This window comes from Kushneria sinocarnis (genome assembly GCF_003633775.1).
Taxonomy (GTDB): domain Bacteria; phylum Pseudomonadota; class Gammaproteobacteria; order Pseudomonadales; family Halomonadaceae; genus Kushneria; species Kushneria sinocarnis.
The window spans coordinates 441,852-467,375 of record NZ_RBIN01000002.1 but is presented as its reverse complement, the minus strand read 5'-3'; the positions used below and the strand labels follow the sequence as shown (position 1 = coordinate 467,375).

General features: G+C 66.8%; 29 protein-coding genes. 18 read left to right on the top strand and 11 right to left on the bottom strand.

Annotated features, from left to right (window positions below):
- Positions 1 to 10 precede the first annotated feature (10 nt).
- Positions 11 to 832, top strand: a complete 822-nt coding sequence (locus tag C7446_RS04710) for an NTP transferase domain-containing protein (protein ID WP_121171730.1) — start codon at positions 11 to 13, stop codon at positions 830 to 832.
- 28 nt (positions 833 to 860) lie between these two features.
- Here C7446_RS04710 and C7446_RS04705 read toward each other — a convergent pair whose 3' ends face one another.
- Together C7446_RS04705 and C7446_RS04700 are read right to left on the bottom strand one after the other, a co-directional pair.
- The gene (locus tag C7446_RS04705; RefSeq protein ID WP_211327853.1) at positions 861 to 1,655 is read right to left on the bottom strand and encodes a phosphocholine cytidylyltransferase family protein; all 795 of its coding nucleotides are present in this window, start codon (positions 1,653 to 1,655) and stop codon (positions 861 to 863) included.
- 82 nt (positions 1,656 to 1,737) lie between these two features.
- The gene (locus tag C7446_RS04700; RefSeq protein ID WP_170150001.1) at positions 1,738 to 2,730 is read right to left on the bottom strand and encodes a metallophosphoesterase family protein; all 993 of its coding nucleotides are present in this window, start codon (positions 2,728 to 2,730) and stop codon (positions 1,738 to 1,740) included.
- Positions 2,731 to 2,832: 102 nt separating this feature from the next.
- Here C7446_RS04700 and C7446_RS04695 point away from each other — a divergent pair, with 102 nt between their 5' ends.
- The 7 genes from C7446_RS04695 to bfr all read left to right on the top strand — a co-directional run bounded on the left by C7446_RS04695 (position 2,833) and on the right by bfr (position 9,425).
- Entirely contained in the window at positions 2,833 to 3,981 is a 1,149-nt protein-coding gene (locus tag C7446_RS04695) for a CDP-alcohol phosphatidyltransferase family protein (protein ID WP_121171726.1), read from the top strand.
- Positions 3,974 to 4,975, top strand: coding sequence for a diacylglycerol kinase family protein (locus tag C7446_RS04690; protein WP_121171724.1), 1,002 nt, complete (start codon positions 3,974 to 3,976; stop codon positions 4,973 to 4,975). The genes C7446_RS04695 and C7446_RS04690 overlap by 8 nt, the downstream gene beginning before the upstream one ends.
- Positions 4,972 to 5,922: a hypothetical protein gene (locus C7446_RS04685; protein WP_121171722.1), complete on the top strand. Its 951-nt coding sequence runs from the start codon at positions 4,972 to 4,974 to the stop codon at positions 5,920 to 5,922. Before C7446_RS04690 ends, C7446_RS04685 begins: the two co-directional genes overlap by 4 nt.
- Before the next feature lie 58 nt (positions 5,923 to 5,980).
- Positions 5,981 to 6,751, top strand: coding sequence for an aspartyl/asparaginyl beta-hydroxylase domain-containing protein (locus C7446_RS04680; RefSeq protein WP_121171720.1), 771 nt, complete (start codon positions 5,981 to 5,983; stop codon positions 6,749 to 6,751).
- A gap of 97 nt (positions 6,752 to 6,848) precedes the next feature.
- A complete protein-coding gene (locus C7446_RS04675; protein WP_121171718.1) occupies positions 6,849 to 8,369 on the top strand; it encodes an aldehyde dehydrogenase family protein in 1,521 nt (506 codons plus the stop codon).
- Positions 8,370 to 8,539: 170 nt separating this feature from the next.
- Positions 8,540 to 8,770, top strand: a complete 231-nt coding sequence (locus tag C7446_RS04670; protein ID WP_121171716.1) for a bacterioferritin-associated ferredoxin — start codon at positions 8,540 to 8,542, stop codon at positions 8,768 to 8,770.
- A 157-nt stretch (positions 8,771 to 8,927) separates the two neighbouring features.
- Positions 8,928 to 9,425, top strand: coding sequence for a bacterioferritin (gene bfr / locus C7446_RS04665; RefSeq protein ID WP_121171714.1), 498 nt, complete (start codon positions 8,928 to 8,930; stop codon positions 9,423 to 9,425).
- A 24-nt stretch (positions 9,426 to 9,449) separates the two neighbouring features.
- Here bfr and C7446_RS04660 read toward each other — a convergent pair whose 3' ends face one another.
- Genes C7446_RS04660 through C7446_RS04650 form a run of 3 tightly spaced genes read right to left on the bottom strand, consistent with a single transcriptional unit; the run spans position 9,450 to position 11,331 of the window.
- Complete coding sequence (locus tag C7446_RS04660; protein WP_121171712.1) at positions 9,450 to 9,677, bottom strand: DUF1653 domain-containing protein; 228 nt, start codon at positions 9,675 to 9,677, stop codon at positions 9,450 to 9,452.
- A complete protein-coding gene (gene tcdA / locus C7446_RS04655; protein WP_121171710.1) occupies positions 9,674 to 10,534 on the bottom strand; it encodes a tRNA cyclic N6-threonylcarbamoyladenosine(37) synthase TcdA in 861 nt (286 codons plus the stop codon). The genes C7446_RS04660 and tcdA overlap by 4 nt, the downstream gene beginning before the upstream one ends.
- The gene (locus tag C7446_RS04650) at positions 10,531 to 11,331 is read right to left on the bottom strand and encodes a pseudouridine synthase (RefSeq protein ID WP_121171840.1); all 801 of its coding nucleotides are present in this window, start codon (positions 11,329 to 11,331) and stop codon (positions 10,531 to 10,533) included. The genes tcdA and C7446_RS04650 overlap by 4 nt, the downstream gene beginning before the upstream one ends.
- Positions 11,332 to 11,420: 89 nt before the next feature.
- Between C7446_RS04650 and C7446_RS04645 the strand changes: the two genes are divergently transcribed.
- The 5 genes from C7446_RS04645 (at position 11,421) to C7446_RS04625 (ending at position 15,298) form a co-directional block, all read left to right on the top strand.
- Entirely contained in the window at positions 11,421 to 12,311 is an 891-nt protein-coding gene (locus C7446_RS04645; RefSeq protein ID WP_121171708.1) for a hypothetical protein, read from the top strand.
- 117 nt (positions 12,312 to 12,428) lie between these two features.
- Positions 12,429 to 13,151, top strand: coding sequence for an SIR2 family NAD-dependent protein deacylase (locus C7446_RS04640; RefSeq protein ID WP_121171706.1), 723 nt, complete (start codon positions 12,429 to 12,431; stop codon positions 13,149 to 13,151).
- 115 nt (positions 13,152 to 13,266) lie between these two features.
- A complete protein-coding gene (locus C7446_RS04635) occupies positions 13,267 to 14,214 on the top strand; it encodes a bile acid:sodium symporter family protein (protein WP_121171704.1) in 948 nt (315 codons plus the stop codon).
- Positions 14,211 to 14,984 carry a tRNA-uridine aminocarboxypropyltransferase gene (locus C7446_RS04630; RefSeq protein WP_121171702.1) on the top strand — a complete coding sequence of 258 codons (774 nt, stop codon included), beginning with the start codon at positions 14,211 to 14,213 and terminating at the stop codon, positions 14,982 to 14,984. Before C7446_RS04635 ends, C7446_RS04630 begins: the two co-directional genes overlap by 4 nt.
- Positions 14,985 to 15,010: 26 nt before the next feature.
- Positions 15,011 to 15,298 (top strand): putative quinol monooxygenase, encoded by a 288-nt coding sequence (locus tag C7446_RS04625; protein ID WP_121171700.1) that lies wholly within the window; start codon positions 15,011 to 15,013, stop codon positions 15,296 to 15,298.
- Positions 15,299 to 15,310: 12 nt separating this feature from the next.
- Here C7446_RS04625 and trkA read toward each other — a convergent pair whose 3' ends face one another.
- The 6 genes from trkA to def form a co-directional block, all read right to left on the bottom strand.
- Positions 15,311 to 16,684: a Trk system potassium transporter TrkA gene (trkA, locus tag C7446_RS04620; RefSeq protein WP_121171698.1), complete on the bottom strand. Its 1,374-nt coding sequence runs from the start codon at positions 16,682 to 16,684 to the stop codon at positions 15,311 to 15,313.
- 151 nt (positions 16,685 to 16,835) lie between these two features.
- Positions 16,836 to 17,042 (bottom strand): dodecin, encoded by a 207-nt coding sequence (locus tag C7446_RS04615; protein WP_121171696.1) that lies wholly within the window; start codon positions 17,040 to 17,042, stop codon positions 16,836 to 16,838.
- 46 nt (positions 17,043 to 17,088) lie between these two features.
- Positions 17,089 to 17,778 (bottom strand): nicotinamidase, encoded by a 690-nt coding sequence (locus C7446_RS04610; RefSeq protein WP_121171695.1) that lies wholly within the window; start codon positions 17,776 to 17,778, stop codon positions 17,089 to 17,091.
- Between the two features lie 78 nt (positions 17,779 to 17,856).
- On the bottom strand, positions 17,857 to 19,185 hold the full coding sequence (rsmB, locus tag C7446_RS04605; RefSeq protein WP_121171693.1) for a 16S rRNA (cytosine(967)-C(5))-methyltransferase RsmB: 1,329 nt from the start codon (positions 19,183 to 19,185) through the stop codon (positions 17,857 to 17,859).
- Positions 19,182 to 20,147 (bottom strand): methionyl-tRNA formyltransferase, encoded by a 966-nt coding sequence (fmt, locus tag C7446_RS04600; RefSeq protein WP_121171691.1) that lies wholly within the window; start codon positions 20,145 to 20,147, stop codon positions 19,182 to 19,184. The genes rsmB and fmt overlap by 4 nt, the downstream gene beginning before the upstream one ends.
- Before the next feature lie 83 nt (positions 20,148 to 20,230).
- Positions 20,231 to 20,737 (bottom strand): peptide deformylase, encoded by a 507-nt coding sequence (gene def / locus C7446_RS04595; protein WP_121171689.1) that lies wholly within the window; start codon positions 20,735 to 20,737, stop codon positions 20,231 to 20,233.
- A gap of 223 nt (positions 20,738 to 20,960) precedes the next feature.
- Here def and C7446_RS04590 point away from each other — a divergent pair, with 223 nt between their 5' ends.
- The 5 genes from C7446_RS04590 to aroE all read left to right on the top strand — a co-directional run bounded on the left by C7446_RS04590 (position 20,961) and on the right by aroE (position 25,517).
- Positions 20,961 to 21,917, top strand: coding sequence for a LysM peptidoglycan-binding domain-containing protein (locus tag C7446_RS04590; RefSeq protein WP_121171687.1), 957 nt, complete (start codon positions 20,961 to 20,963; stop codon positions 21,915 to 21,917).
- Between the two features lie 11 nt (positions 21,918 to 21,928).
- Positions 21,929 to 23,041 (top strand): DNA-processing protein DprA, encoded by a 1,113-nt coding sequence (dprA, locus tag C7446_RS04585; RefSeq protein ID WP_121171685.1) that lies wholly within the window; start codon positions 21,929 to 21,931, stop codon positions 23,039 to 23,041.
- Positions 23,042 to 23,131: 90 nt separating this feature from the next.
- Positions 23,132 to 23,704, top strand: a complete 573-nt coding sequence (gene tsaC, locus C7446_RS04580) for an L-threonylcarbamoyladenylate synthase type 1 TsaC (RefSeq protein ID WP_121171683.1) — start codon at positions 23,132 to 23,134, stop codon at positions 23,702 to 23,704.
- Between the two features lie 32 nt (positions 23,705 to 23,736).
- The gene (hemF, locus tag C7446_RS04575; RefSeq protein ID WP_121171681.1) at positions 23,737 to 24,684 is read left to right on the top strand and encodes an oxygen-dependent coproporphyrinogen oxidase; all 948 of its coding nucleotides are present in this window, start codon (positions 23,737 to 23,739) and stop codon (positions 24,682 to 24,684) included.
- Positions 24,684 to 25,517, top strand: a complete 834-nt coding sequence (gene aroE / locus C7446_RS04570; protein WP_121171679.1) for a shikimate dehydrogenase — start codon at positions 24,684 to 24,686, stop codon at positions 25,515 to 25,517. Before hemF ends, aroE begins: the two co-directional genes overlap by 1 nt.
- The last annotated feature ends 7 nt before the right edge of the window (positions 25,518 to 25,524 follow it).

Genomic DNA, 25,524 nt, shown 5'->3' with positions numbered 1-25,524 from the left:
GTGCCGAAGCATGACTCAGCAGGCTGCTGCCGAGGCGCCGTTTGCCGATGCACTGGTACTGGCAGCCGATCGCGGCGCCAGCGACCCCGTGGCCCTCGATGCCGGTACCCGCTGCAAGGCACTGGCGCCGATTGCTGGAGTGGCCATGCTGGAACGGGTGCTGGGGGCTCTTGAAACCAGTCGCGATGTCGGCCGCATTCATCTGGCCGGGCCGCCGCGGGCCATCGTCGATGCCGAGCCGGCGCTGGCGGAGATGCTGGGAGCGGATGAACGGTACTGGCACGATAGTCGCTCTTCACCGAGTGCCAGTGCGGCAGCGGCGCTGGATGAAATCGAACGCGAGCGGCCGGTGCTGCTGACCACGGCCGACCATGCGCTGCTTGATGGCGCAATGGTGGATGAATTTCTTGAATCGGCGAGGGCCCGGGGGCTCGATTTTGCCGTGGCACTGGTGCGCCACGAGACCATCATGGCGCGCTTTCCCGAGATGCGGCGTACCGCGACCCGGTTCGCCGACGGGGCGGTCTGTGGCTGTAACCTGTTCGCCTTCATGACCCCGGCCGGGCGTGAACTGGCCGGATTCTGGCAGCGGGTGGAAAACAGTCGCAAGAAGCCGTGGCGCGTGATCGCCGGCACCCTGGGCATGCGCGGCGCGCTGCGCTATCTGGCCGGCCGGCTGACCCTCGAGGAGGCGCTGAACCGGCTCTCGTCACGGCTGGGAGTGCGTATCGGAGCCGTCATGCTGGAGCGCCCGGAAGCGGCGGTCGACGTCGACAGCGCCGAGGATCGCCGTGCCGTGGAAGCCCTGCTGGCGGCCGCTGCCGAGCACTGAACGCTCCGCGGCTGCAGGCGGATGCGGGTCAGCCATCGGTCGGCGAGGGAGTGGTGGTGTTCGCGCTGGCCGTGATGTCACGCACCAGTGCCCGCGCGTGTTCGAGATCGTGGGGGAAATCCAGCTCGGCCCAGCGCAGTCCGTCAATCGAGGCAGTATGGACCGCGCCACGATCGGCAAGCTCATCGATGACACTGAGATACCAGCGGCTCAGCGCCCGGGTCGAGCGCATGTTGCGCTCCAGCGCTTCCAGGAAGAGCTCGCGGCCGCTGTCGCGGAAGCTCATCATGCCGATCGATTCACCATCAATGCTATCCAGCGCCAGCGCCTTGCCTACCCGGGTCAGCCGCGTACCCTCGACGGTGACCTTCATGTCATCGGCGTCGTAGTGCGCCTTGTGGTCGATGGCCAGGGTGATCGGCTGCTGCGGCGAGGTGAGCAGTTGATCGAGCACCGCGGGTTCGAACAGGGTGTCGCCATTGAGAATCAGGAAATCCTCCTGCATGGCGTTGCGTGCCATCCAGCAGCTGGCAAGGTTGTCGGCCAGCTCGAAGAAGGGGTTGAACACGATGTCGAGCAGGGTGTCCGAATAACGCTGGCGCAGCCGTTGTTCGACCACATCGATGGCATAGCCGAGCACGACGGTAATGCGTTCGAAACCGGCCGCGAGCAGGGTGTCGATCTGATGTTCGATGACGGCGCGGCCGGAGAGCTCGATCAGGCACTTGGGCCGATCGGCGGTATAGGGAAGCAGCCGCTTGCCCTGGCCGGCGCTCAGGATAATGGCGCGTCGTGGTCGCGTTCGTACGACTGAATCCTTCATGACATCTCTCGCTGCAGATACGGATAAGGGTCAGGCATGATGAAATGTGGCAACCCGGCTGTACTTCCGGCTGATGCCGGATTCAGGCTGCGGTAGTGATCGGTGCGGTGACGTCCGGCAGCCGGGCCGAGCCTCGGGTCGTGAAATGCCAGTGACCGGAATGACCGCTCAGGGTACGGTATGTCACCGTTGTCGACCAGCCCCGCGGGTGCGGCGCGATGTCGAACAGGCCATAGCCGGCCTGTTTCGGCGGGGTCAGTGACGCCGAGGGGGCCCCGATCACCGGGGCATGACCGGTCGGAGTCTCCAGCCAGCCCTGCATCGGGCGATGAGCGTGACCGTGCAGTACCAGCTCGACTCCGTAACGGCGGATGACGTCCTGCAGCGCCGCCATGTCGGTGAGCCGCTTGCGCCAGTGAATCATGCCGCGACAGGGCACATGGTGGATCAGCAGGATGCGGTAGTCGCCGCGCCGTCCGGCATGCTGCAGACACGCGGCAAGGCGTTCGAGCTGGGCGCTGCCCAGACTGCCTGTTGCCATCGGCCAGGGGGTGGGAAGCGCCGTCGAGGTGCCGATCAGGCTGATGCGGCCGCGGCGTCTCAGCCAGGGAAAGGCGGCCCGGTTGTCGCGGCTCCCGGCCAGCCGGGGGTGGTCAGGCGCCTTCCGGGTGCTGTCCGGATCGTCACTCATCCAGGGCTCCCACAGCGAGAGCGGTACAGCAGTCGGCTCCGGGGCATAGGTATCATGGTTGCCGGGGATGACCGACATGGTCACGCTACTTTCCGGCGCCAGCTGCTCGAGCCAGTGGCGGGCCTGGCGGCACTCCGCGGCAAGGCCCAGCTGGGTCAGGTCGCCGGTCAGGGCCACATGATCCGGCTGCTGGTGAGAGATATCCTGCATCAGCGCATCCAGGATGGCCCGATGGTGCACGTGACGTCGCCGCCGGTGCCAGGCAAGGTAGCCGGGCACCCGCTTGTTGAGCATTTCGCGCCAGTGTCGCCATTCGGGCACGGTAAAATGGGGATCTGAAAGATGCGCCAGGCGCCAGGCCGGACGCGACAGCGATGAGGTCATGTCGAATGCCGCCAGCATGAAGGGTTTAGCGGTCGTATCAGGAATCGCATAAGATACGGCGACCCGGGACAGGTGAATCAAACGAACGCAACGGATGCAATCATGACAGTAAAGGCAGCGCTCGAAAAAGATACCGCCACCCGCATCTGGGGCCTGACGCCCCGGGAACGGCTGGTACGCGCGCTCTCGCGCATGAAGGGTGTTGTCCTGAGCGATGAGTCGGCCATTGCCGAAGGCGATGAAGTGCTGCTGCTGCGCGGCGACTATGTCTTCGATCAGCGGGTGCTCGAAGGTCTGGTCGAGGCCGAGCGGGTCGCACTGCGCGACCCGGCCGATCATACCCTGGTGGCCGTACGCATGAAGGCCCCGGCGAACGCGTTGCAGCTGGCAGGCATCGATACCGGCGGGCTGGAAGAGGTGACACCGGATCGGATCGGCCTGGGGCTGCAGTCGAAGCTGCGCAAGTTCGATACCCCCTGGGTGTCCCGGGTGGCGCAGGGGGACCGGGAGCGCATCGAGAATGCGCTCTACGACTCCGCCTACAAGGGAGTGACCGATCTGATCACCAAGTGGGTGTGGCCGCTGCCGGCCCGGGCGGTGACAAGGGTGTGTGCCCGGCGCGGCATTCGTCCCAATCACGTCACCGCGCTGAGCTATCTGCTGACGCTGCTCGCCGGTCTGGCCTTCTGGTATGGCGCCTACGGCCCCGGGCTGCTCGCCGCATGGCTGATGACCTTCCTGGATACCGTGGATGGCAAGCTGGCGCGGGTGACGCTCAATTCCAGCCGTTTCGGTAACCTGTTCGACCACATTCTCGATATCGTTCATCCGCCGTTCTGGTATCTCGCCTGGGGGGTAGGGCTGGCGACTCAGGTGCCGGTAGCCGTCTACTGGGTGATCTTCATCGCCTATATCGGCGGCCGACTGTCGGAAGTCGCCTTCAAGACCGCCGGGCCGTTTTCGATGTTCATCTGGGAGCCGTTCGACTCGGTCAACCGCCTGGTGACCGCTCGCCGCAACCCCTGCCTGCTGCTGCTGACCCTGTGCTGGCTGCTGGGGGCGCCCTATGCCGGGTTGCTGCTGGTCATGCTCTGGACGCTCATCTCGACCGTGGTGCTGATCATCCGGGTCCTGCAGGCCCGGCGCCAGGTCAGCCGCGGCGCGGCGGTTACTCCCTGGCTGTCGCGGGTGGAACCCCGCGCCGAACGTCATCGGCTGGTGGTGCGCTGGTTCGTGACCACCAATGACTGACAGTGGGAGTCGCCCTCGAACGCTTGCCATTCTCTGCAATCCCGCCAGCGGTCGCTGCCGGCGCTCGCTGTCCGCCATTCGCCGGCGGGCAGCGCAAGTTGCCGACAGTGACTATCGTGAAGCGAGTCATCCCGAAGCGATCGAGGTGGTGCTGCAGCAGTGGCTGGGCGACCGGGTCGCGGGCATCATGGTGCTCGGCGGCGATGGCACCCTGCAGGCACTGCTGACGCTGCTGCTGGAGCGTTTTGCGCTGCCCCCGGAGCAGTGGCCGGCCCTGCTCGTGGTCGGTGGCGGTACCACCAACATGAGCGCCCGGGCGCTGGGCAGTCGGGTCAGACCGCTGGAGGCGCTGGCCGCCGCTGCTGCCTGGCAGCGCGGGGGAGAAGCGCCCCGCCGGGTTGTCCATCCGGTGGTGCGGATCGAGGATGGCGGGCGCGCTCGCTGCGGTTTCTTTTTCGGCGGTGGTGCGCTGACCAGTGGCGTCAGCTTCTTTCAACAGCGGCTGCGTGACCAGGTGGCCGGGCGCTGGGGCCCGCGGCTGGCCTTCCTGCGACTTTTCCTGACACTGCTGCGAGGCGGTCGCCACCCGTTGCTGCCGGCAACGCTTGCGCGGCTGTGGCTGCAGGATGGCCAGGCGTTCGAGGGTGACTGTCGGCTGGTAGCCGTCAGTACCTTCAGCCGACTGATGCTGGGGGCTCGCCCCTTCTGGGGAAAGGGCCGCGGCGGTCTGGGCGTGGCGCTGATGGGCGCGGAGGCGCCTGCGCCCTGGTGGCGGCTGCCGCTGATACTGATGGGCCGGGGGCGTGCCGCGACCCGTGGTGCGTCCGGCTATTTGAGTGCCCGCACCGAGTGGCTGGAGCTCGAACTCGGCCAGGGCTGGATGCTGGATGGTGAACTCTACGGCACCTGTGCCGGGGCGACGCCGGATCAGCGGCTGACGCTACGCGCCGTCGGACCGATCGACTTTCGTGTTTTCGGGAGAGTGACGCAATGAACCCGCAATCGTCCGGCAGTCTGCAGGCCGTGGTGGCCGAGCAGAGCGCGCGTCCGGTGGGTGCCGCGCTCGAGCCGCTGATCCGCCGGGTACACGAGCGTTTCGGCAGCGCCGTGCAGGCGATCCTGTTCTATGGCTCCTGTCTGCGCGATGGTGATCCCGGCGAGGGGCTGGTCGATCTCTATGCCGTGGTCGATGACTATCGCCGGATCTATGCCCGCTACAGCTGGCGGCTGGTCAACCGCTGGCTGCCCCCCAATGTCTTTTATCTGGAAGCCGGCGACGCCACCGCCGAGCGTACCCTGCGTGCCAAGTGTGCCGTGGTCAGTACCGCCGATTTCGAACGTGGCTGCACGCGGGCCTTCGAGTCCTATCTGTGGGGGCGTTTCTCCCAGCCCTGCCGGCTGGTGTTCTGGCGCAGCGAGGGCGTGCGCGAGCGGCTGGAGGGCGCCCTGGCCGGCGCGGTGACCCGACTCTGGCACGAGGCGCTACCGTGCCTGCCGGTGCGGTTTGATGCCGCGACCGGCTGGCAGCAGGCACTGGCGCTGAGCTACGGTGTGGAATTGAGACCCGAGGGCAGCGGCCGTGCCGCGCTGCTGGTCCGGGACGGTCTGGAGGATTACCGTCAGCTGGCGCGTGCGCTGACCGGAGTGCTGCCCGCACTCGACGCCGAGGGGGCGGATGCGTTCGTCAATCATGCGCGTGACAGTGATCGGCGCCGCGCCGAGCGGCGCTGGCGCTGGCGTCGCCGCCAGGGCCGTGTGCTGCATGTGCTGCGGCTGATGAAATCGATCACGACCTTCGAGGGCGGGGTCGATTATGCCGCCTGGAAGCTGCGGCGTCATACCGGCCATACGATCACCGTCACGCCGCGCCTGCGTTCATACCCCCTGATCTTCGGCTGGCCGGTGCTGTGGCGACTGCTGCGCGATCGCATCCTGCGCTAGCCGGTGTCGCCACGGGTCTTCCGGCATCAATCCTGTTCCCCTGCAAGGAGAGCCCGTCATGAATGATTCCACTGCCCCCGCGCAAGAGCGCGCCGGAAAACGCCGCAAACCCTGGTATATACGCGTCGGTCGGCGCCTGCTGGTCGGTATTGACCGTTTCATCGCCCGTCACTCGCTGGTCGGGGACAGGGCCTTCTTTGACGCTTCGCAGTTCAGCTGGACAGGGCCGCTGGAAGCCGACTGGCAGAAGATTCGTGCCGAACTTGATGAAGTATTGCGCGAGCGCGACCAGCTGCCCAACTTCCAGGATATTTCCGAGGACCAGCAGCGGCTGTCGAAGGATGATCAGTGGAAGACCTTTTTCCTTTATGGTTACGGCTACCGCATGGAGGAGAACTGCGAGCGCTGTCCGGAGACGGCGCGCCTGATCGAGCAGGTGCCCGGCATGAAAACCGCCATGTTCTCGATTCTCGCCCCGGGCAAGCACATTCCGGCTCACCGGGGACCCTACAAGGGTGTGCTGCGCTATCACCTCGGCCTGCAGGTGCCCGAGCCCCGTGAACAGTGCCGCATTCGGGTCGATGAACAGATCGCGCACTGGGAAGAGGGGCGCAGCATGATCTTCGATGACACCTTCGATCACGAGGTGTGGAACGACACCGACGGCCAGCGGGTCGTGCTGTTCATGGATGTCGAGCGGCCGATGCGTTTTCCGGCCTCGCTGGTCAACCGCCTTGCCTTCACCCTGATCCGGCTGTCGCCCTTTGTGCAGAAGGCGCGGCGCAACGAGAAGCGCTGGCAGCGCAACCGGGGAACCGCGCGTAGCTGAAGACCTGGACCATTGCCACATTGCGATGATGTCGCAACGCTTTCTAATCTGAGATCGCTTGCAAGCGGCAAGCGATTCCGAGTCGAAGGAGCGCATCATGCAATACGCCAGTCCCGGCCAGGCAGATGCACTGGTCACGTTCAGCAAGCGCTACGAGAACTTCATCGGCGGCGAATGGGTCGCTCCCGAGGGAGGTGAGTACCTGGATAACCTGACGCCGATCACCGGCGAGGTCTTCTGTCAGGTCCCGCGCTCCCGGGCGGCCGATATCGACCGTGCCGTACAGGCGGCGACCCGCGCGGCGCCGGGCTGGGCAGCCACGTCACCGAGCGAGCGTGCCGGCGTGCTGCTGCAGATCGCCGATCGCATCGAGGCCAATCTCGAAATGCTGGCGGTCGCCGAAACCTGGGACAACGGCAAGCCGATCCGTGAATGTCTGGCGGCCGATCTGCCCCTGCTGGTCGATCACTTCCGCTATTTTGCCGGCTGTATTCGCAGCCAGGAAGGCAGCATCAGTGAAATCGATGCCAGCACGGTGGCCTACCACTATCACGAACCCTACGGCGTGGTGGGGCAGATCATCCCGTGGAACTTTCCGCTGCTGATGGCCGGCTGGAAGCTGGCGCCGGCGCTGGCCGCGGGCAATGCCTCGGTGCTCAAGCCGGCAGAACAGACCCCGGCCTCGATCTGTGTGCTGCTCGGCCTGATCGGCGATCTGCTGCCGAAGGGTGTGCTCAACGTGGTGCACGGTCTGGGCGAAGAGGCCGGTGAAGCGCTGGCGGTGCACCCCGGTATTCACAAGATCGCCTTCACCGGTTCGACCCCGGTGGGCAGCCACATCATGGCGAAGGCCGCCGAGCGCATCGTTCCGGCCACGCTCGAACTGGGCGGCAAGTCGCCCAACATCTTCTTCGAGGATATCCTCGGCCATGGCGACAGCTTCATCGACAAGTGCGTCGAAGGGCTGATGATGACCTTCCTCAACCAGGGGGAAGTCTGCACCTGCCCCTCGCGGGCACTGATTCACGAGGATGTCTACGACACCCTGATGCCGCGGGTGATCGAGCGGGCCAAACGGCTGAAGTTCGGCAACCCGCTCGATTCCGAAACCGAGATGGGTGCCCAGGTCTCCCGCGAGCAGTTCGACAAGATCATGTCCTATATGGAGATCGGCCGTCAGGAGGGCGCCGAACTGCTGCTGGGGGGTGAAAAGCAAACCCTGACCGGCGAACAGGGGGGTGGCTTCTATGTCCAGCCGACCATCTTCCGGGGCCGCAACGACATGCGCGTCTTCCAGGAGGAGATCTTCGGGCCGACGCTGTCCGTGACCACCTTCCGTACCGAGGAGGAGGCGCTCGCGATTGCCAACGATACCGAGTTCGGGCTGGGCGCCGGCGTCTGGACCCGCGATATCAATCGCGCCTTCCGTATGGGCCGGGGGATCCAGGCCGGTCGGGTCTGGACCAACTGTTATCACCAGTATCCGGCGCATGCCGCCTTCGGCGGCTACAAGAAGTCCGGCATTGGGCGCGAGACCCACAAGACCATTCTCGACAACTATCAGCAGATCAAGTGTCAGCTGATCTCCTACAGCGACAACCCGATGGGCCTCTACTGAATCTGGTCACGGTAATTGCCCGGTGATATCGACGCCCCGCACCGCGGGGCGTTGTCATGAGGTAATGAAGAGGCCGCTCCCGGTGCCGGAATGCAAATTGTTCTCGATGATTCTTGCGCAAATGGCTGAGAATCATTTACATTCAGACCATGACCACTGAGGAGTCCGGCATGTTTGTCTGTCTGTGCAGAAAGGTGACCGATCATCAGTTGCGTGACGCCGTCAGCGAAGGGGCGCGCTCGTGGCAGGAAGTGCGTCGCATGACCGGCTGTTCGAGCCAGTGCGGCAAGTGTGCCTGCATGGCGGAGTCGATCGTCGAGGAAGCGCTGCTTGCCCATGCCAGCCGCTATCATCGGCTGGTCAGTCACCACGGTGATCTGGCAGTGGCAGCGACCGGTTAGACCGCGGTCTCGGGGCGTTTGCCACGGCTAATGAGAATCCTTCGCAAGTCATTGATTCGGCACGTGCTCCCCTCGAAATCTGCCCTCTCATGAGAGATACTCGTGACATGTTCACGGGCCACGCGCCCTCCATGTGCCTGTCAGCGGAGAACAACTCATGAAAGCCGATCCGAAGGTCATCGAGCATCTCAATCGTCTGCTCGGCAATGAACTCGTTGCCATCAACCAGTATTTCCTGCATGCCCGCATGTACAAGGACTGGGGACTGGCCGGGCTCGCCAAATGGGAGTACGACGAGTCCATCGACGAGATGAACCATGCCGACCGCTACATCCAGCGCATTCTCTTTCTCGAGGGTGTCCCCAACCTACAGGACCTCGGCAAGCTGCACATCGGCGAAAACACCCGGGAAATGCTCGAAAGCGATCTGAAGATCGAGCATGAGGGGCGCGAGGCCCTGATCGAGGCGATCAGCTACTTCGAGTCCGTGCGCGACTATGTCAGTCGTGATCTGGCGCTGGGGATCCTGGCGGATGAGGAGGAGCACATCGACGCCATCGAGACCGAACTGGGGCTGATCGACCGGATCGGCATCGAGAACTACCAGCAGCGTCAGATGCAGCTGCCGGGGCAGGAAGACGGCGACGACGACTGATCGCTGCCGCTCCGGGCGAACCGGTTACCCGAAGGCCTGCTCCAGTGCGAAGCGGGCCACCGGTTCGCCGTCGATTTCCACGCTCTCCATGAACATGGCCAGCGGGCGTACCCACAGGCCGTAATGGCCGTAAAGCGCGCGATAGACCACCAGCTGCTCCTCGCTTTCGCTGTGGTGTGCCGTGCCCAGTACCTCGTACAGGGCGCCCTTGTAGTGTCGATAGATACCGGGAACCGGCCGTTGCTGTGTCATCGGGAAATCTCCGGAGCGGGCTGACCGGCAGCCTCGCCGGAGTGCTCGATCAGCCGTTCGATGGCATGACCGGCCGCGGCAAAGCCGAAGGCGCCGGTCACGAAGCTTGCCGCGCCGAAGCCGGCAGCGCAGCCCAGACGCAGGGACTCTTCACCGCGCGGACGCGTATGGCAGATCTCACCGGCGCCATCCGGATAGCGGCGCTGCTCGCTGGAGCAGACGCACGCCACTGCAAAGCGGCGCTTCGGATTGCGCGGGAAGCCGTGCTCGCGCCGCAGTCGGGCGCGTACCTTCGACAGCAGCGGATCCTGCTCGGTGCGGCTCAGGTCCAGTACCTGCAGCCGGCCCGGATCGGTCAGCCCGCCCGCGCCCCCGGTTACCGTCAGACCGAGGCGCCGGCGGCGGCAGTGGGCGATCAGGGCGGTCTTGGCGCCGACATGATCGATGGCATCGATGACATGCGCGGTATCCGCCGGCAGCCGTTCGGCCACGTTGTGTGGGGTGACGAAGGCCGCTACGGTATGGACATCGATGAAGGGGTTGATCAGCCGGCAGCGCTCGGCCAGTACGTCCACCTTGGGTCGGCCGATCTGGCCATCCAGGGCGTGGATCTGACGATTGACATTGGTGATGCAGACGTCATCGAGATCGATCAGGGTCAGCCGCTCCAGGCCACTGCGGGCGAGCGCCTCGACCGTCCAGCTGCCCACGCCGCCGATGCCGATGATGACCACGTGCGCGCGCCGCAGGCGTTCGACGCCGCGCTGGCCGTAGAGGCGGCGGATACCATCGAAGCGCCGGGCGTAATCCTGCTCGTGCGCGGCGCTGTAGCGGGAGTCATCGGGTGCACTGCTCATGGCGACTCGCTGTCGGTGGGGGAGGTGGAAATCGACTCGTCCGACGGGCGCCGATCGAAATGCGCGACCTCCCGGGGCGGATTGTGGCCGGCCCAACCCAGTCGATCCAGCAGGGCGGCAAAATCATCGGCTACCGGCGCCTGCAGGTTCAGCCAGCGGCCATCGGCGGGGTGGGTGAAGCCAAGCTCGACGGCGGCCAGCAGCAGGCGATCGCTGTCGAGGCGATCCCGGAAGAAGCGGTTGTGCACGCCCTTGCCGTGCTTGGCATCGCCGATGATGGGATAGCCGCCGCGGCTGAGATGGCGGCGAATCTGGTGGCGACGGCCGCTCAGGGGCACCGCTTCCATCAGCGAGTAGCGGCTCTGCGGATAGCGATCGACGCGTACCGGCAGCTCGATGCTGTCGAGACGACGCACCCGGGTCGCGGCCGCCATGGGGGGCTGCTCGGCCTTGGGCCGGCGGCCGTCCTCTTCCTGCAGCGGCCAGTCGTACAGCGCCTCTTCGGGACCGATGCCGCGCACCACCGCCAGATAGCGCTTGGCGACCTGCTGCTCACGGAAGGCTTCGCCCAGCCGCGCAGCGGTCGCGCTATCGAAGGCAAACAGCAGCAGCCCCGAGGTGGGCCGGTCGAGACGGTGGGCCGGATAGACGCGGCGGCCGAGCTGATCACGCAGGCACTGCAGCATGACCACCGGCGCATGCCGGTCCAGCGCGCTGCGATGAACCAGCGCGCCGGCCGGCTTGTGCACCACGACCAGCTGTTCGTCCTGAAAGATGATATCGAGGGTGGCGGACATCGGTTCCGAATGAAGCGCAAGAATGGGCTTGTCCCCGTGCGGGGCGAGCATGTCAATTATGTCAGATGCCGGGCAGGGGATGGTACACGATGGCAGCGATTGCCGTGATCTGCGGACTACTGGGCGCCCTGGGGCAGGCGCTGTACTACTTTCTGGCCGCCCAGGTGCGGCTGACCACCGGGCTGGGCTCGCGCGCCATGCTGGTGTTCAGTCACCTGCTGATGGGGCTTGGCTCGGCCATCGGCGTGATCATGCTGTGGAGCCCGGACATGGCCCCGCTCATGACCCTGCTGGGGCCGCTGGCGGCCGCTTCCGGCTGCTACCTGCTGGGGCAGGCGGCGCTGTTTGCCGCGCTGCGCCATGACGTGGCCTCCCGGGTCTCGCCGCTGCTGGGGCTCAAGGTGGTATCGCTGGCCGTCATCACGACGCTGTTTGCCGGTGAACTGCTGGGGCGGCTCGAGTGGCTGGGGGTGGCGATCTGCGGGCTCGCGGCCATCGCCATGAGCCTGGCCGGCGGGGCGATCCGCTCCCGTGCCCTGGGCTGGCTGCTGCTGGCGGTACTGGGCTACTCCGCCTCCGATCTGGGGGTCGTCGCCCTGATGCATCATATCGGGGTCGAGGGCCTGCACGGCATCATGCTGGCGGTCAGCGTGGTCTACTGCCTCAACGGGCTGGTGGTGCTGCCGGTCGGTTTCAGCCTCGGCCGTGCCGACTGGCGCCGGGTGCTGGCCACCTGGCCGCTGGCCGCGAGCTGGATGGGCTCGATGGTGCTGCTGTTCGTGACCTTCAACGTGCTCGGCGCCGTGCATGCCAATATCCTGCAGTCGGCGCGGGGGATCCTGTCGATTGCCGTGGCGCTGGTCATGACCCGGCTGGGGATCGGCCTGACCGATGCCCTCAGCCGGGGGCGGCTGTTCTATCAGCGGCTGGCCTGTGCCACGGCCATGGCGGTCGGCATCATCATCTTCCAGCTGGGCTGAGGGCGCCAGACGGGGCAGCGGGGCCTCCCGTGCATGGGCGCCCTGCGGTGGATCTGGTAGAATCCGCGCGCACGGATGACGTCGCATGCGTCGGCAACAGGGATGGGAGAACGCACCATGTCGCATCTGGTCGTGCTGACCGGTGCCGGAGTCAGCGCCGAAAGCGGGATCCGCACCTTCCGCGATGGCAATGGCCTGTGGGAAAACCATCGGGTCGAGGATGTCGCCACGCCGGAAGGCTGGCATCGCGATCCCGAAACGGTACTGGCCTTTTACAACGAGCGCCGCCGTCAGGTGCGGGCAGCGCAGCCCAACGCGGCCCACAGGGCTCTGGCCGCGCTCGAAAGCGATGGCTTCCGGGTCAGCATCGTGACCCAGAACATCGATGATCTGCATGAACGGGCGGGCTCGCGCTCGGTGCTGCATCTGCACGGTGAAATCCTCAAGGCCCGTTCCAGCGCCGATCCGCGATTGATCTACCGGCTCGACGAAGACCAGGAGATCCGCATCGGCGATCACTGCGATCGTGGCAGTCAGCTGCGTCCGCACGTGGTCTGGTTCGGCGAGTCGGTGCCGCTGTTTCCGACGGCCTGTGAGCTGGTGGCCGAGGCCGATCTGGTGCTGGTGGTGGGCACCTCGCTGGCGGTGGCACCGGCCTCCGGGCTGGTCAACGAGGCCGACTGGCACGTGCCCCGCATTCTCGTTGATCCGGCTGCTGCCGAACTGACTCCGGCAGGCATTACTGCCATGACCACCAGCGCGACCGAGGGCGTCTCGCAGCTGGTCGATTACTGGCGGCAACACCGTCGACTCGAACTGCCCGATTTTCTCGCCGACTGAACCGGCCTGAGCCGGCGACCCCGCCGGTCGGCCCACCCGGGTGTGATCCACCGAAGGTGCCGTGGCGATCCGTGCTGCCCGTGCGCGGCAATCTGTTGTTGACCGGATGACTAGCATGTTCACGACACTCAATCGTCTTTTTCCGCTCTGGGCCATTGGTGCGGCGGCCATCGCCGCCTTCATGCCCGGCCTGTTCCAGCCTGGGGCCGTCGCCATTCAGCCGCTGCTGGCACTGATCATGTTCACCATGGGGCTGACGCTGTCGCGGGCCGATTTTGCCGGGGTGCTGCGCTCGCCACGGGCGATCGTGATCGGCGTGGTGCTGCAGTATGCGCTGATGCCGGCAGCGGCTTTCGTGATTGCCTCGGTGCTCGGTCTGTCGCCGGCACTGACCATCGGCATGGTGCTGGTCGGGGCGACCTCGGGCGGCACGGCCTCCAACGTGATGGCCTGGCTGGCCGGCGGCAATGTCGCCCTGTCGGTCAGCATGACGCTGGTCTCGACGCTGCTGTCGATCTTCCTGACGCCGCTGCTGGTCTGGCTGTGGATGGGCGCCTCGATCGATGTGCCCGTGCTCGGTCTTTTGTGGAGCATCGCGAAGCTGGTGGTACTGCCGATCGTGGCCGGCTGTCTCGTGCATCACTGGCTGGCGGCCACGATCCGCCGTATCGAGCCGGCGCTGGCCACGGTAGCGATGGTGGCCATCGTGCTCATCATTGCCATCGTGGTGTCGCTCAATGCCGATCGCCTGACGTCGCTGGGGCCGATGGTCGCGCTGGCGGTCGTGCTGCACAACGTCAGCGGGCTGGCCATGGGCTATGGGCTGGCCCGGGCGCTGCGTCTCGACCGGCGCGACAGCCGCACCGTGGCGATCGAGGTCGGCATGCAGAACTCCGGGCTGGCTGCGTCGCTGGCGGCCCAGTTCTTCTCGCCCGTGGCGGCGCTGCCCGGTGCGCTGTTTTCGGTCTGGCACAATATCTCCGGGTCACTGCTGGCGGGCTACTGGAAGCGGCGTGAACTGCCTCCGGCCGAACCCCGTCAGCCCCGTGAGGTGAGCTCATGAGTCGCGACGCCGGCCGGCTGCTGAACGAGGAAGCGGATGCCGAGGAGGGGACGTCGCCGCCGCGACGGCCCTTCACGGCGCGCGGCAGTTTCGTCGTGCGCTGCGACGAGTGCCGGCTGCCGGCGCTCAACTGCCTCTGCCCCTATCGGGTGGCGGTCGTCAGCCATGCCCGGTTCTGGCTGATCACTCATCGCCTGGAGCACTACAAGCCGACCAACACCGGGCGACTGATCGGCGACTGCCTGACGCATACCGAGACCTTTACCTGGTCGCGCACCGAGCCCGATCCGCGGCTGCTCGAGCGGCTGGCCGACCCGCGCTTTCAGCCGTTCCTGGTCTATCCTGATGACCAGTCGGACTATGCCGAGCGGGTGGTCACTGCGCTGGAGGATCACCGTGACGAGGGGCGCATTCCGGTATTCGTGCTGCTGGACGGGACTTGGCGTCAGGCGCGCAAGATGTTTCGCCAGAGCCCGTATCTGCAGCAGCTGCCGATCGTGGCCCTGCGCTCCGACCGGGTCACCCGCTACCATCTGCGCAAGCCGAGCTCGCCCCACCATCTGTGTACCGCCGAGGTGGCCGCCGAGCTGCTGCGCCTGAATCACGAGCCCGGGCCCGCGGCGGTGCTGGACGATTACTTCGAAGCCTTCAACGACTGCTACGCCGCCAGCCGGGTACACCGCCGCCTGCACGAGGATACGCCGGCGATGGCACGACTGCGGGCGCGGCACGCTTTCGCGGACGAGGCGGGCGGCTATACTGGTGAGTGATCATTCCACCCGCTGAGGAGCCATCCATGGCACTGGGCATCATCGCCACCATCGAGGCGCAGGCCGATCAGGTCGAGTTCGTCGGGCAGACCCTGCAGGAGGTCGTGCCTCCCTCGCGCCGGGATGACGGCTGTGAACACTATACGCTGACCCGCGATCGCGAGAACGAGCGGGTGTTCGTCATGGTCGAGCAGTGGCGCGATCGCGCGGCGCTCGAGGCGCACCTCGCCACCGAGCACTACCGACAGATGGCCGCGACCCTCGAAAACCGCATCGCGCAGATGTCGGTCCGCGAGTACGACATCCTGACCTGACCTCACCCCCGCTCAGAAGAAGGTCAGGCCCACCTGGAAGAGACGCTCGACCTCGCGCATGCGGCGCTTGTCGACGACGAACAGGATGACGTGGTCGGCACTCTCGATGCGCAGGTCGTGATGGGCAATCAGCACTTCGCGGCCACGCACGATGGCACCGATCGACACGCCATCGGGGAGGGCGATCTCCTCGATGGTGCGGCCCACCACCTTCGAGGAGCGCGCATCGCCGTGGGCGATGGCCTCGATCGCCTCGGCGGCGCCGCGCCGCAGCGAGTGCACATTGACGATGTCGCCACGCCGCACATGGGTCAGCAGGCTGCCGATGGTGGCCTGCTGGGGCGAGATGGCGATATCGATCTCGCCGCCCTGCACCAGGTCGACGTAGGCCGGGTTGTTGATCAGGGTCAAAACCTTCTTGGCACCGAGCCGCTTGGCCAGCATCGAGGACATCACGTTGACCTCGTCATCGTTGGTCAGCGCGCAGAAGATGTCGCACTCCTCGATGTTCTCCTCGAGCAGCAGTCGCTTGCTGGTGGCGCTGCCATGCAGCACCACGGTGCGATCGAGCCGCTCGGAGAGCTGGGTACAGCGCTCCAGACTCTGTTCGAGAATCTTGACCTGGTGGCCCTGCTCGAGCGTTTCGGCGAGCCGTTCGCCGATGTGACCGCCACCGGCCACCATGACGCGCCGGAAACCGCGATCGATGCGTCGCAGCTCGCCCATCACGGTCCGGATATCCTTGCGCGCGGCAATGAAGAAGACCTCGTCATCCGCCTCGATGACGGTATCACCATGCGGAATGATGGGGCGGTTGCGGCGGTAGATGGCGGCCACCCGGGTATCCACGTTGGGCATGTGACGCCGCAGGAAGCCGAGCTCCTGACCGACCAGCGGTCCGCCATAGTACGCCTTGACCGCCACCAGCTGGGCAAGCCCGCCGGCGAAGTCGAGCACCTGCAGGGCGCCGGGATACTCGATCAGCCGGCGAATGTGATTGGTCACGACCTGCTCGGGGCTGATCAGCACATCGACCGGAATCGCATCCTGGGAGAACAGCCCCTTGCGGGTGAGGTAGGCGGTGGAGCGCACCCGGGCAATCTTGGTGGGGGTGCTGAACAGGGTATGCGCCACCTGACAGGCCACCATGTTGACCTCATCGGAGTTGGTCACGGCGATCAGCATGTCGGCATCCTCGCCGCCTGCCTGGCGCAGGATGGCGGGATAGGAGGCGGGGCCCTGGACGGTGCGGATGTCGAGCCGGTTGTGCAGGTCACGCAGCATCGTGGTGTCGGTGTCCACCACGGTGATGTCGTTCTCCTCGTGCGCCAGGTGCTCGGCAAGCGTGCCACCGACCTGACCGGCGCCCAGAATGATGATTTTCATGGTAGCCCGGGAAGTTGGGAAAGCGGATCACGGTATCCGCGCAAGGATAAACCACTGTCCGTGTCAGCGCCCAGCCTGGCGTCGGGGCGGGTAGCGAACGACAGCGCCCCGGACGGACCGGGGCGCTGTGACCATCGTGACGGCGGCGGTATCAGTCCAGCCGGAAGCCGACTTTGAGGCTGACCTGCCAGTGCCCGACACTGCCGTTCTCGATGTGGCCACGGGTTTCGGTCACCTCGAACCACTCCATGTTGCGGATGGTCTGACTGGCCTTGGTGAGGGCGTTCTGTACCGCATCCTCGATGCTGCTCTCGGAGGAGCCGGTCAGTTCGACGGACTTGTAGACGTGATCGCTCATTGCACTCTTCCCTGATCGGGGTCTGAAGGGCCTGCGGCGCAGGGATTCAGACAGGGTCCATGAAATCGGCATCGACGATGTCGATACCCTGCTGCTGCAGTCGCTGACGCGTGTCGGCATCGCTTTCGAAGCTGACCGGACGCGTCAGCGACCATAGAAAACGGGTTTCGAAGCCGGCCAGCACGGCATCCTCGGCGGTCCACAGCACGCAGACATCGCGGGCCAGTCCGCAGAGCCAGACGTGGGTCACGCCGCGCTCGCGCAGCCAGCCGGCCAGCCCGGTCGGCGGGCGGCTGCCATCGGGAGCGAGGTTGTGACGAAAGCCGCTGTAGCTGTCGATCCGGCGATCGGTACCCTTGCGAATGATGGTATCGGCCCGCGACCAGTCGATCGCCGGATGCAGCGCCGCGCCGGGCGAACCCTGCAGGCAGTGATCCGGCCACAGGGTCTGGGACTCGCCATACAGCTGCGTCGATTCAAAGGGCCGCCAGCCGGGGTGGCGGCTGGCAAACGAGATATGATCCGCCGGATGCCAGTCCTGGGTGGCCACGACATGACCGAAATGGTGCGCGCTCAGCAGTGCCTGCAGGCCGGGCAGGAGAGCATCGCCCTCGGCACAGGCCAGCGGGCCGCCGGGCATGAAGTCGGGCTGCACGTCGACCACGATCAGGGCGCGCTGTCCGGGGTCGATGCCCTCGGCTTGCAGGGCGGATTGGCCACTTGTGGTTTCGGTCATGGTATCTCGGCCGGCGATGGTCCCGGCAGTCAGTATCGAAGCTGGCGGCGAAGCTGACAAGCCGGCATGTGCAACGTCTCAGCCGTCGGCGCTGCGCGTCAGGACAGCGTAGAAGAAGCCATCGTGTCCGTTGATCGCCGGCAGCAGCTGACGCCCCGGGCCGGCCGGACTGCCCCAGTCGGCTTCGATCGGCAGGGTACGGGCATCCGGCGTTCGCGCCAGAAAGGCCTCGATGCGCTGCTGGTTCTCTTCGGGCATCACCGAGCAGGTGGCATATACCAGCCGGCCACCGGGGGCGAGCATCGGCCACAGGGTATCAAGCAGGCGATCCTGCAGCTCGGCCAGGCTGGCGATATCGCTGTCGCGCCGCAGCTGCTTGATGTCCGGATGGCGCCGGATCACGCCGGTGCCGGAACAGGGGGCATCCAGCAGCAGGGCATCAAAGGGCGTGCCATCCCACCACCGGGTGCCGGTCGCATCGGCGTGACGCAGGGTGGCCGTCAGTCCCAGCCGACGCAGGGTCGCTTCGACGCGGGTCAGGCGTTCGCCATCGCTGTCCAGCCCCGTCAGTGCCAGATCGGGACGCTGTTCGAGCAGATGCGCGGTCTTGCCCCCCGGCGCACAGCAGGCATCGAGCACCCGCGCCGCTGCCGGCAGATCGCGCAGCAGTAGCGGTGCGGCCAGCTGGGCGGCTTCATCCTGAACACTGAGCTCACCCTCGGCGAAGCCGGGCAGCTGCTCCACATCGCAGGCCTGGGTCAGGCTGATGCCTTCACTGCTGTGGAGACAGGGCGTTGCGCCGATGCCCGCGGCGTCGAGGCGTTCAAGGCAGCTGTCACGGCTGATGCGCCGGGTATTGACGCGCAGCGTCATCGGGCCGGGCACGTTGTTGGCCGTGGCAATGGCTTCCCACTGCTGCGGCCAGGCACGGCGCAACCGCTCGAGCAGCCACTGCGGGTGGGACCAGTACGCCTCGGGGTGCTCGTCGACCCGGGCGAGCAGGGCGTCGCGTTCACGGTCGGCGCGGCGCAGACAGCCGTTGAGCACCCGTGTCGCCCAGGCCTTGTTGAGGCTGCGGGCGGCACCGGCGGTTTCGCCCACTGCGGCATGGGTCGGTACCCGCATCTCGTAGAGCTGGTAGAGCCCGATCAGCAGCAGTGCCTGGATGTCGAGATCGCGCTGACGCAGCGGGCTGCGCAGCAGCTCACCGGCGAGTGCCTGCAGGCGGGGCAGCTGGCGGCAGACGCCGAAGCAGAGCGCACGCATCAGGCCGCGATCGCGCTCGCCGACCGAGGAGGTATCGAGTCCGGCCAGCGAACCCTGGCGGGAGAGCACCGGTACCAGTGCCCGGGCCGCAGCGGCGCGCACATTGGTCGTCTCTGTGCGGGAACGGGTGGTGGACGTCATGAGTGCCGGCCCAGGCGCATGCCAGCGCCGTGCAGGTGGCGTCGATTGTGCATCAGCTGCTGTATAGGCATGGGGCGGCCGCCGGGCAGCTGGGCGGTGGTAACGCGCAGCACGCCATGGCCGCAGGCAATGCGCAGGGCATCGGTCGGCCCCGGCAGCAGGGTGCCCGGCGCGGTAGCGCTGTCGGTCGCCGCCCGCGGTTCGGCGACGGCTTCCCAGATGCGCAGACGCTCCTCGCCCAGCCGGGTCCAGGCGACCGGCACCGGATTGAAGGCGCGCACCCGGGCGGCCAGTTCGTCGGCGGCGCGGCTGAAGTCCAGCTCGGCTTCCGCCTTGCTGACCTTGGCGGCGTAGGTTACGCCATCACCGGGTTGCGGGGTGGCCGGGAGCTCGCCCGCGGCCAGCCGGTCCAGGCCCTCGATCAGGGTCTCGCTGCCGAGTTCGGCCAGCCGGTCATGCAGCGTGGCCGCCGTGGTGTGTTCATCGATGGGCGTTTCCCGCACCAGCAGCATGTCGCCGGTATCCAGCCCTTCGTCCATCGCCATCAGGGTGATGCCGCTGCGCGCATCGCGTGCCTCGATGGCGCGCTGGATGGGGGCCGCTCCCCGCCAGCGCGGCAGCAGCGAGGCGTGTACGTTGATCGCGCCGAGACGGGGCAGGTCGAGCACGGCGCGTGGCAGGATCAGCCCGTAGGCCACCACCACCAGGACGTCGATGTCGGCTTCGACAAGCGGGGCCTGGTCCGCTGGCTCTTTCAGGCGTTCGGGCTGATGCACCGGCAGGGCATGCTCGAGTGCCAGCGCCTTGACCGGGGACGGCGTCAGCTGACGCCCGCGTCCGGCCGGCCGGTCCGGCTGGGTCAGGACCAGCGCGATTTCGTGTCGACTGTCGAGCAGGGCACGCAGATGGCCGGCGGCAAATTCGGGCGTGCCGGCAAAGGCGACGCGAAGGCTTCGGGACATGGTCGGATCCGGATGGTGGGCCCGATGCCGGGGCAGCGGGCCTGTCGTGGCAGATGGAGCGCGGCGCTCCCGGCGTGCGGTGCTCAGGTCGTGGCGCGGTGGCGTTTCTGCATCTTCTTTCTGACTCGTTCGCGCTTGAGCGGCGAGAGATAATCGACGAACAGCACGCCGTCGAGGTGATCGCACTCATGCTGGATGCAGTGGGCGAGCAGGCCATCGGCATCGAGCTGCCAGGGCTGGCCGTGGCGATCGAGCGCGCTGAGCCGTACCCGCAGCGCCCTGGGGACCTCGGCATAGTAATCGGGGATCGACAGGCAGCCCTCCTGCAGGGGGGCACGTTCGTCGTCCAGCGCCTCCCATTCGGGATTGATCAGCACCATGGGCTGATTCTTCTGCTCGCTGATATCCATGACGACGATGCGACGGTGCACATCCACCTGGGGCGCGGCCAGGCCGATACCCGGCGCGTCGTACATGGTCTCGAACATGTCGTCGACCAGTCGGCGCACCTCGTCATCGACCTGCTCGACGGGCGCTGCCCGGGTACGCAGGCGCTCATCGGGATATTCGAGAATGTCCAGTAGGGCCATGAATAGTGTTCCGGTGTCGGGATTGCGGCGCGACCGGGGCGATCGCCATCAAGTGATCCCCCGGTGCTGCCGTAAAATCAGTCAGGAAGCATGCGGCGCTGCGGGAAGCCACAGCGTCGTGCGCACTGACCTTATTGTAGTGCGCGCGACCGGGCAACGGAACCGGCGCGACGCAAGAGGAGCTTCGATGCCGCGGGTTGCGGGAAGGAGATGGACAGCCGTCGTGCTGGGACTCTGGCTGTGGCCGGGGGTGGGGCTGGCCGCGGCCGGCGCAAGCCATACCGTACAGCCGGGGGAAACCCTCTGGGAGATTGCCGAACAGCTGCAGGCGCCGCCCTGGGCGTGGGAGACGGCTGACCCGGCGCGACCCCTGACGCCGCGCCCGGGGGATCGGGTGCACCGCACCCCGGCCGGCCTGAGCGTGGAACGGGTGGAGTCGGCGGTGGTAAGACTCTCGCCACAGATGCGTCGGCTGCCGCCGCGCGAGGAGATTACCCCGGTGCCGATGGCACCGATCCGGGTCTGGCTGACCGAACATCGGATCGTGACGGCCTGCTGTGACCGGCTGCCCCGGGTCGTCGCCGGGGAGCAGGGGCAGCTGCTCAGCGTGCCCGGGCAGCGCATTCTGGCGCGCGGGCTGCAGGGAGAGCCGGGGCGCTATTACGGTCTTTACACGCCGGCCGGCACGATCCGCGATGCCAGTGGCAGCGTCCGCGGATATTCGCTGGAGGGGGTGGGGGAAGCGCGGCTGGAACGGGTCGACTCATCGCTTGCGATGCTGACCCTGGTTCGCAGCCAGCGGGAAGTGGCGGCCGGCGCTCTGCTGCTGCCCCGCGAGGATGATATTCCCCCGGAAAGCCTGTGGCCGCATGCGCCGCCTTCCGGCGTTACCGGTCATGTCATCCGTGATCCGGACGCTGCCGATGTCATCGCGCCCCATGACGTCATCACCATTGACCTGGGGCGGCGCGACGGCATAACGCCCGGTACGGTGCTGGGGATCTACCGGGATGACCCCGGGGTGCGTGATCCGCGTACTCGCGAGCCACTTGCGCTGCCACCGCGCCGGATCGGCCTGGCACTGGTCTTTCGCAGCGATGAAGGTGCCGGTCATGCGCTGGTCATGCAGGCCGATGAGCCGATCGCGCCCGGGGATCGGCTGGCGGCCCCGCGCTCATGAGCGGCGCACGGATGTCATCGCGGCACTGGCTGGCCCTCTCGCTCTTGCCGCGGGTGGGGGCCAATCGGCTGGCCGCCATGCGTCTGCAGCAGCCGGGGTGGCCGGACGGCTGGCTGGCGGCGCTGCCGGGAGAGGCCCGCCATCAGCTGATGGCCTGGCTGCAGGCCCCGTCACGCAGTCCCCTGAATGCCCCCATCGAACGTGCCATGGCCTGGCTCGAGGCGGGGCCCGATCGGCATCTGCTGACGCCGGATCACCCCGCCTGGCCACGCCTGCTTGATGAACTGCCCGATCCGCCGCCCCTGCTCTGGGGCTGGGGAGAGCTGGCGGCCCTGACGCCGCCGGCGCTGGCCATGGTTGGCACCCGCCGGCCGACCCGGGAGGGGCGCGACAATGCGCTCGGTTTCAGCCGGGCGCTGGCGGAGTACGGACTGACGATCGTCAGCGGCCTGGCGCTGGGCATCGATGGTCATGCCCACGAAGCGGCCCTCGATGCCGGGGGACGTACCGTGGCCGTGCTGGGCTGCGGGGTCGATGTGCTCTATCCGCGCAGTCACCGGCGGCTGCGCCAGCGCCTGCTCGACAGCGGTGGCCTGCTGCTGTCGGAGCATCTGCCGGGGACTCCGGCGCGGGCACCGTTCTTTCCTCGCCGCAATCGCATCATTACCGGACTCTCGCTGGGCGTGCTGGTGGTTGAAGCGGCCTTCAGGAGCGGTTCGCTGGTCAGCGCCCGGCTGGCCATGGAGCAGAACCGGGAGGTGTTCGCGCTGCCCGGCTCGCTGCACAACCCCCAGGCCGGGGGCTGTCTGTGGCTGATCCAGGAGGGGGCCCGCCTGGTCACCTGTCGGGATGACCTGCTCAGCGAGCTGCCGGCGCTGGCCGGACGAACGGTATCGGCGAGCCCGCCCGCCACGGCGGCGCCGGCTACGGCTGCGGCCGGCGAGGGAGCTCCGGACGATCCGCTCTGGCGTCATCTGACCGGCGAGCCCTGTCCGCTGGATCGGCTGGTCGAGCTCAGCGGGGTGGCCGTCGGCGAGTGTCAGCAGCGGCTGCTGATGCTCGAGCTGGAAGGCTGGGCGGCGCAGGCCCCGGGTGGCTGGGTGCGGCGAAATACCACCGCATGAACCGGGGCGGGCCTCGACCGGACGGTAGAGACGCCGGCAGGCGAGCGTTACACTTGGGTCTACCCGGTTAGCGGCTGCGAAACTGTCCCGATGTCCTTTTCCGATACCCGGCCGGAAGCGGCCATGCTGCAGCAGGCACTCACCGCCCTGAGCCAGGGGCAGGTGGTGGCCTATCCGACTGAAACCGTCTGGGGGCTGGGGTGCGATCCGGATCATGACCGGGCGCTCGAACAGGTGCTGGTACTCAAGTCGCGTCCGGCGGACAAGGGGCTGATTCTGGTGGCGGACAGCGTTGAGCGCTGTGCGCCCTGGCTCGAGGGGCTCGATCCGGCCCTGAAGGCGCGTTTTGCAGCCCCGACCGAGGTGCCGACCACCTGGCTGGTGCCGGACAACGGTCGGGCGCATCCGCTGGTGCGCGGCCGTTTCGACAGCGTGGCGCTGCGCCTCAGCGCGCATCCGGTGGTGGTGGCGCTGGTACAGGCAATGGGCAGGCCGCTGGTGTCGACCTCGGCCAACCGGGCCGGTGAATCCCCCTGCCGCAGCCTGGCCGAGATCCGAACCGTGTTCGGCGAGCAGCTCGTGGCGTTCGATGGCGCCACGGGTAATCATGATCGCCCCAGCCGCATCCGTGACCTTGTCACCGGGGCCACCCTGCGTGACTGAATCCCCTCCTCTCCCTGCATGGAGCCATACGCGTGTCACATGCCTATCTCGAACCGGTCAAGAGCTTTCTGCTGGATTTTCAGGACCGCCTCTGCGCGGCGCTGGAGCAGGAGGATGGCAGTACCCGCTTTCACGAGGACAGCTGGACGCGCGAGGAGGGCGGCGGTGGCCGCACCCGGGTGTTGACCGACGGTGATCTGATCGAGAAGGGCGGGGTCAACTTCTCGCATGTCTTCGGTCATGAACTGCCGCCCTCGGCGTCGGCCTCTCGGCCGGAGCTGGCCGGGCGCAGCTTTCATGCCGTGGGTGTCTCCTGGGTACTGCATCCGCGCAGCCCCCATATCCCGACCACGCATGGCAATGTCCGCTTCTTCATCGCCGAGAAGGAAGGGGAGGAGCCGGTCTGGTGGTTCGGCGGCGGTATCGACCTGACACCCTACTATCCCTGTCTTGAAGATGTGCTGCACTGGCACCGCACCATCCGCGACGCCTGTGCGCCGTTCGGAGACGAGGTCTATCCGCGTTACAAGGCCTGGTGTGACGAATATTTCTACCTGCGTCATCGTGATGAAACCCGGGGCGTGGGCGGGCTCTTCTTCGATGATGTCAACGAGGGCGGCTTCGAGACCTGCCTGGCCTTTTTGCAGGCAGTGGCCGAGAGCTTCCTGCCGGCCTGGCAGCCGATTGCCCGGGCGCGCCGGCAGCTCGACTGGGGGCAGCGCGAGCGCGACTTCCAGACCTACCGGCGCGGTCGTTACGTCGAGTTCAATCTGGTCTATGATCGCGGCACCCTGTTCGGACTGCAGAGCGGTGGCCGTACCGAGTCGATCCTGATGTCGATGCCGCCGGTGGCGCGCTGGATCTATCAGTATCAGCCCGAGCCGGATACACCGGAAGCCGAACTCTATCGGGATTATCTCCGCCCCCGGGACTGGTTGGGGGAACACACCGAAGCCGAGCAAGGAGGGCCGCGGGCCTGATGAATCTCCCGACCGATCTTTATGCCGTCTTCGGCAATCCGGTCAAGCACTCGCTGTCACCGGACATTCACAACATCTTTGCCGAGCAGCTGGGCGAGACCCTGCACTATGAGGCGCGTCTGGCCCCGGTGGACGATTTTGCCGGCGCCTGGCGCAGCTTTCTCGATGACGGCGGCTACGGGGCCAACGTGACCCTGCCGTTCAAGCAGGAGGCGCTGGATCTGGCCGATACCCTGGGCGTGCGGGCGCGTCGCGCCGGGGCCGTGAATACCCTGATGCTGGGCCGGCGCGGGGATATCTTCGGTGACAATACCGATGGCGTTGGCCTGATCCGCGATCTGCAGCGGGCCCGGGCGCCGCTTGCCGGCGCCCGGGTGCTGGTGCTCGGCGCCGGCGGTGCCGTGCGCGGGGTGGTTGAGCCGCTGCTCAACGAGGGGCCCGAGCAGCTGGTGATTGCCAACCGGACCGAGGCAAGGGCCGTCGAGCTGGCCGAGGATTTCAGTGATCTCGGTACGGTCAGCGGAATCGGGCTGCCGGCCATCAGCGGCGGGTTCGATCTGGTGATCAATGCCACCAGTGCCAGTCTGGCCGGTGACCTGCCGCCGCTGCCGGACGATCTCTTCAACGAAGGCGCCCTGGCCTACGACATGATGTATGGTGTCGAGTCCACCGTTTTCATGCAGTGGGCCAGGGCGCGTGGCGTGCGGGGCACCGACGGGCTCGGCATGCTGGTCGAACAGGCTGCCGAATCCTTCTTCCTGTGGCGCCAGCGCCGCCCCCTGACGGCGCCGGTGCTGATGGCGCTGCGTGCCAGGCTCATCTCCCGGCGCTGATTGCCAG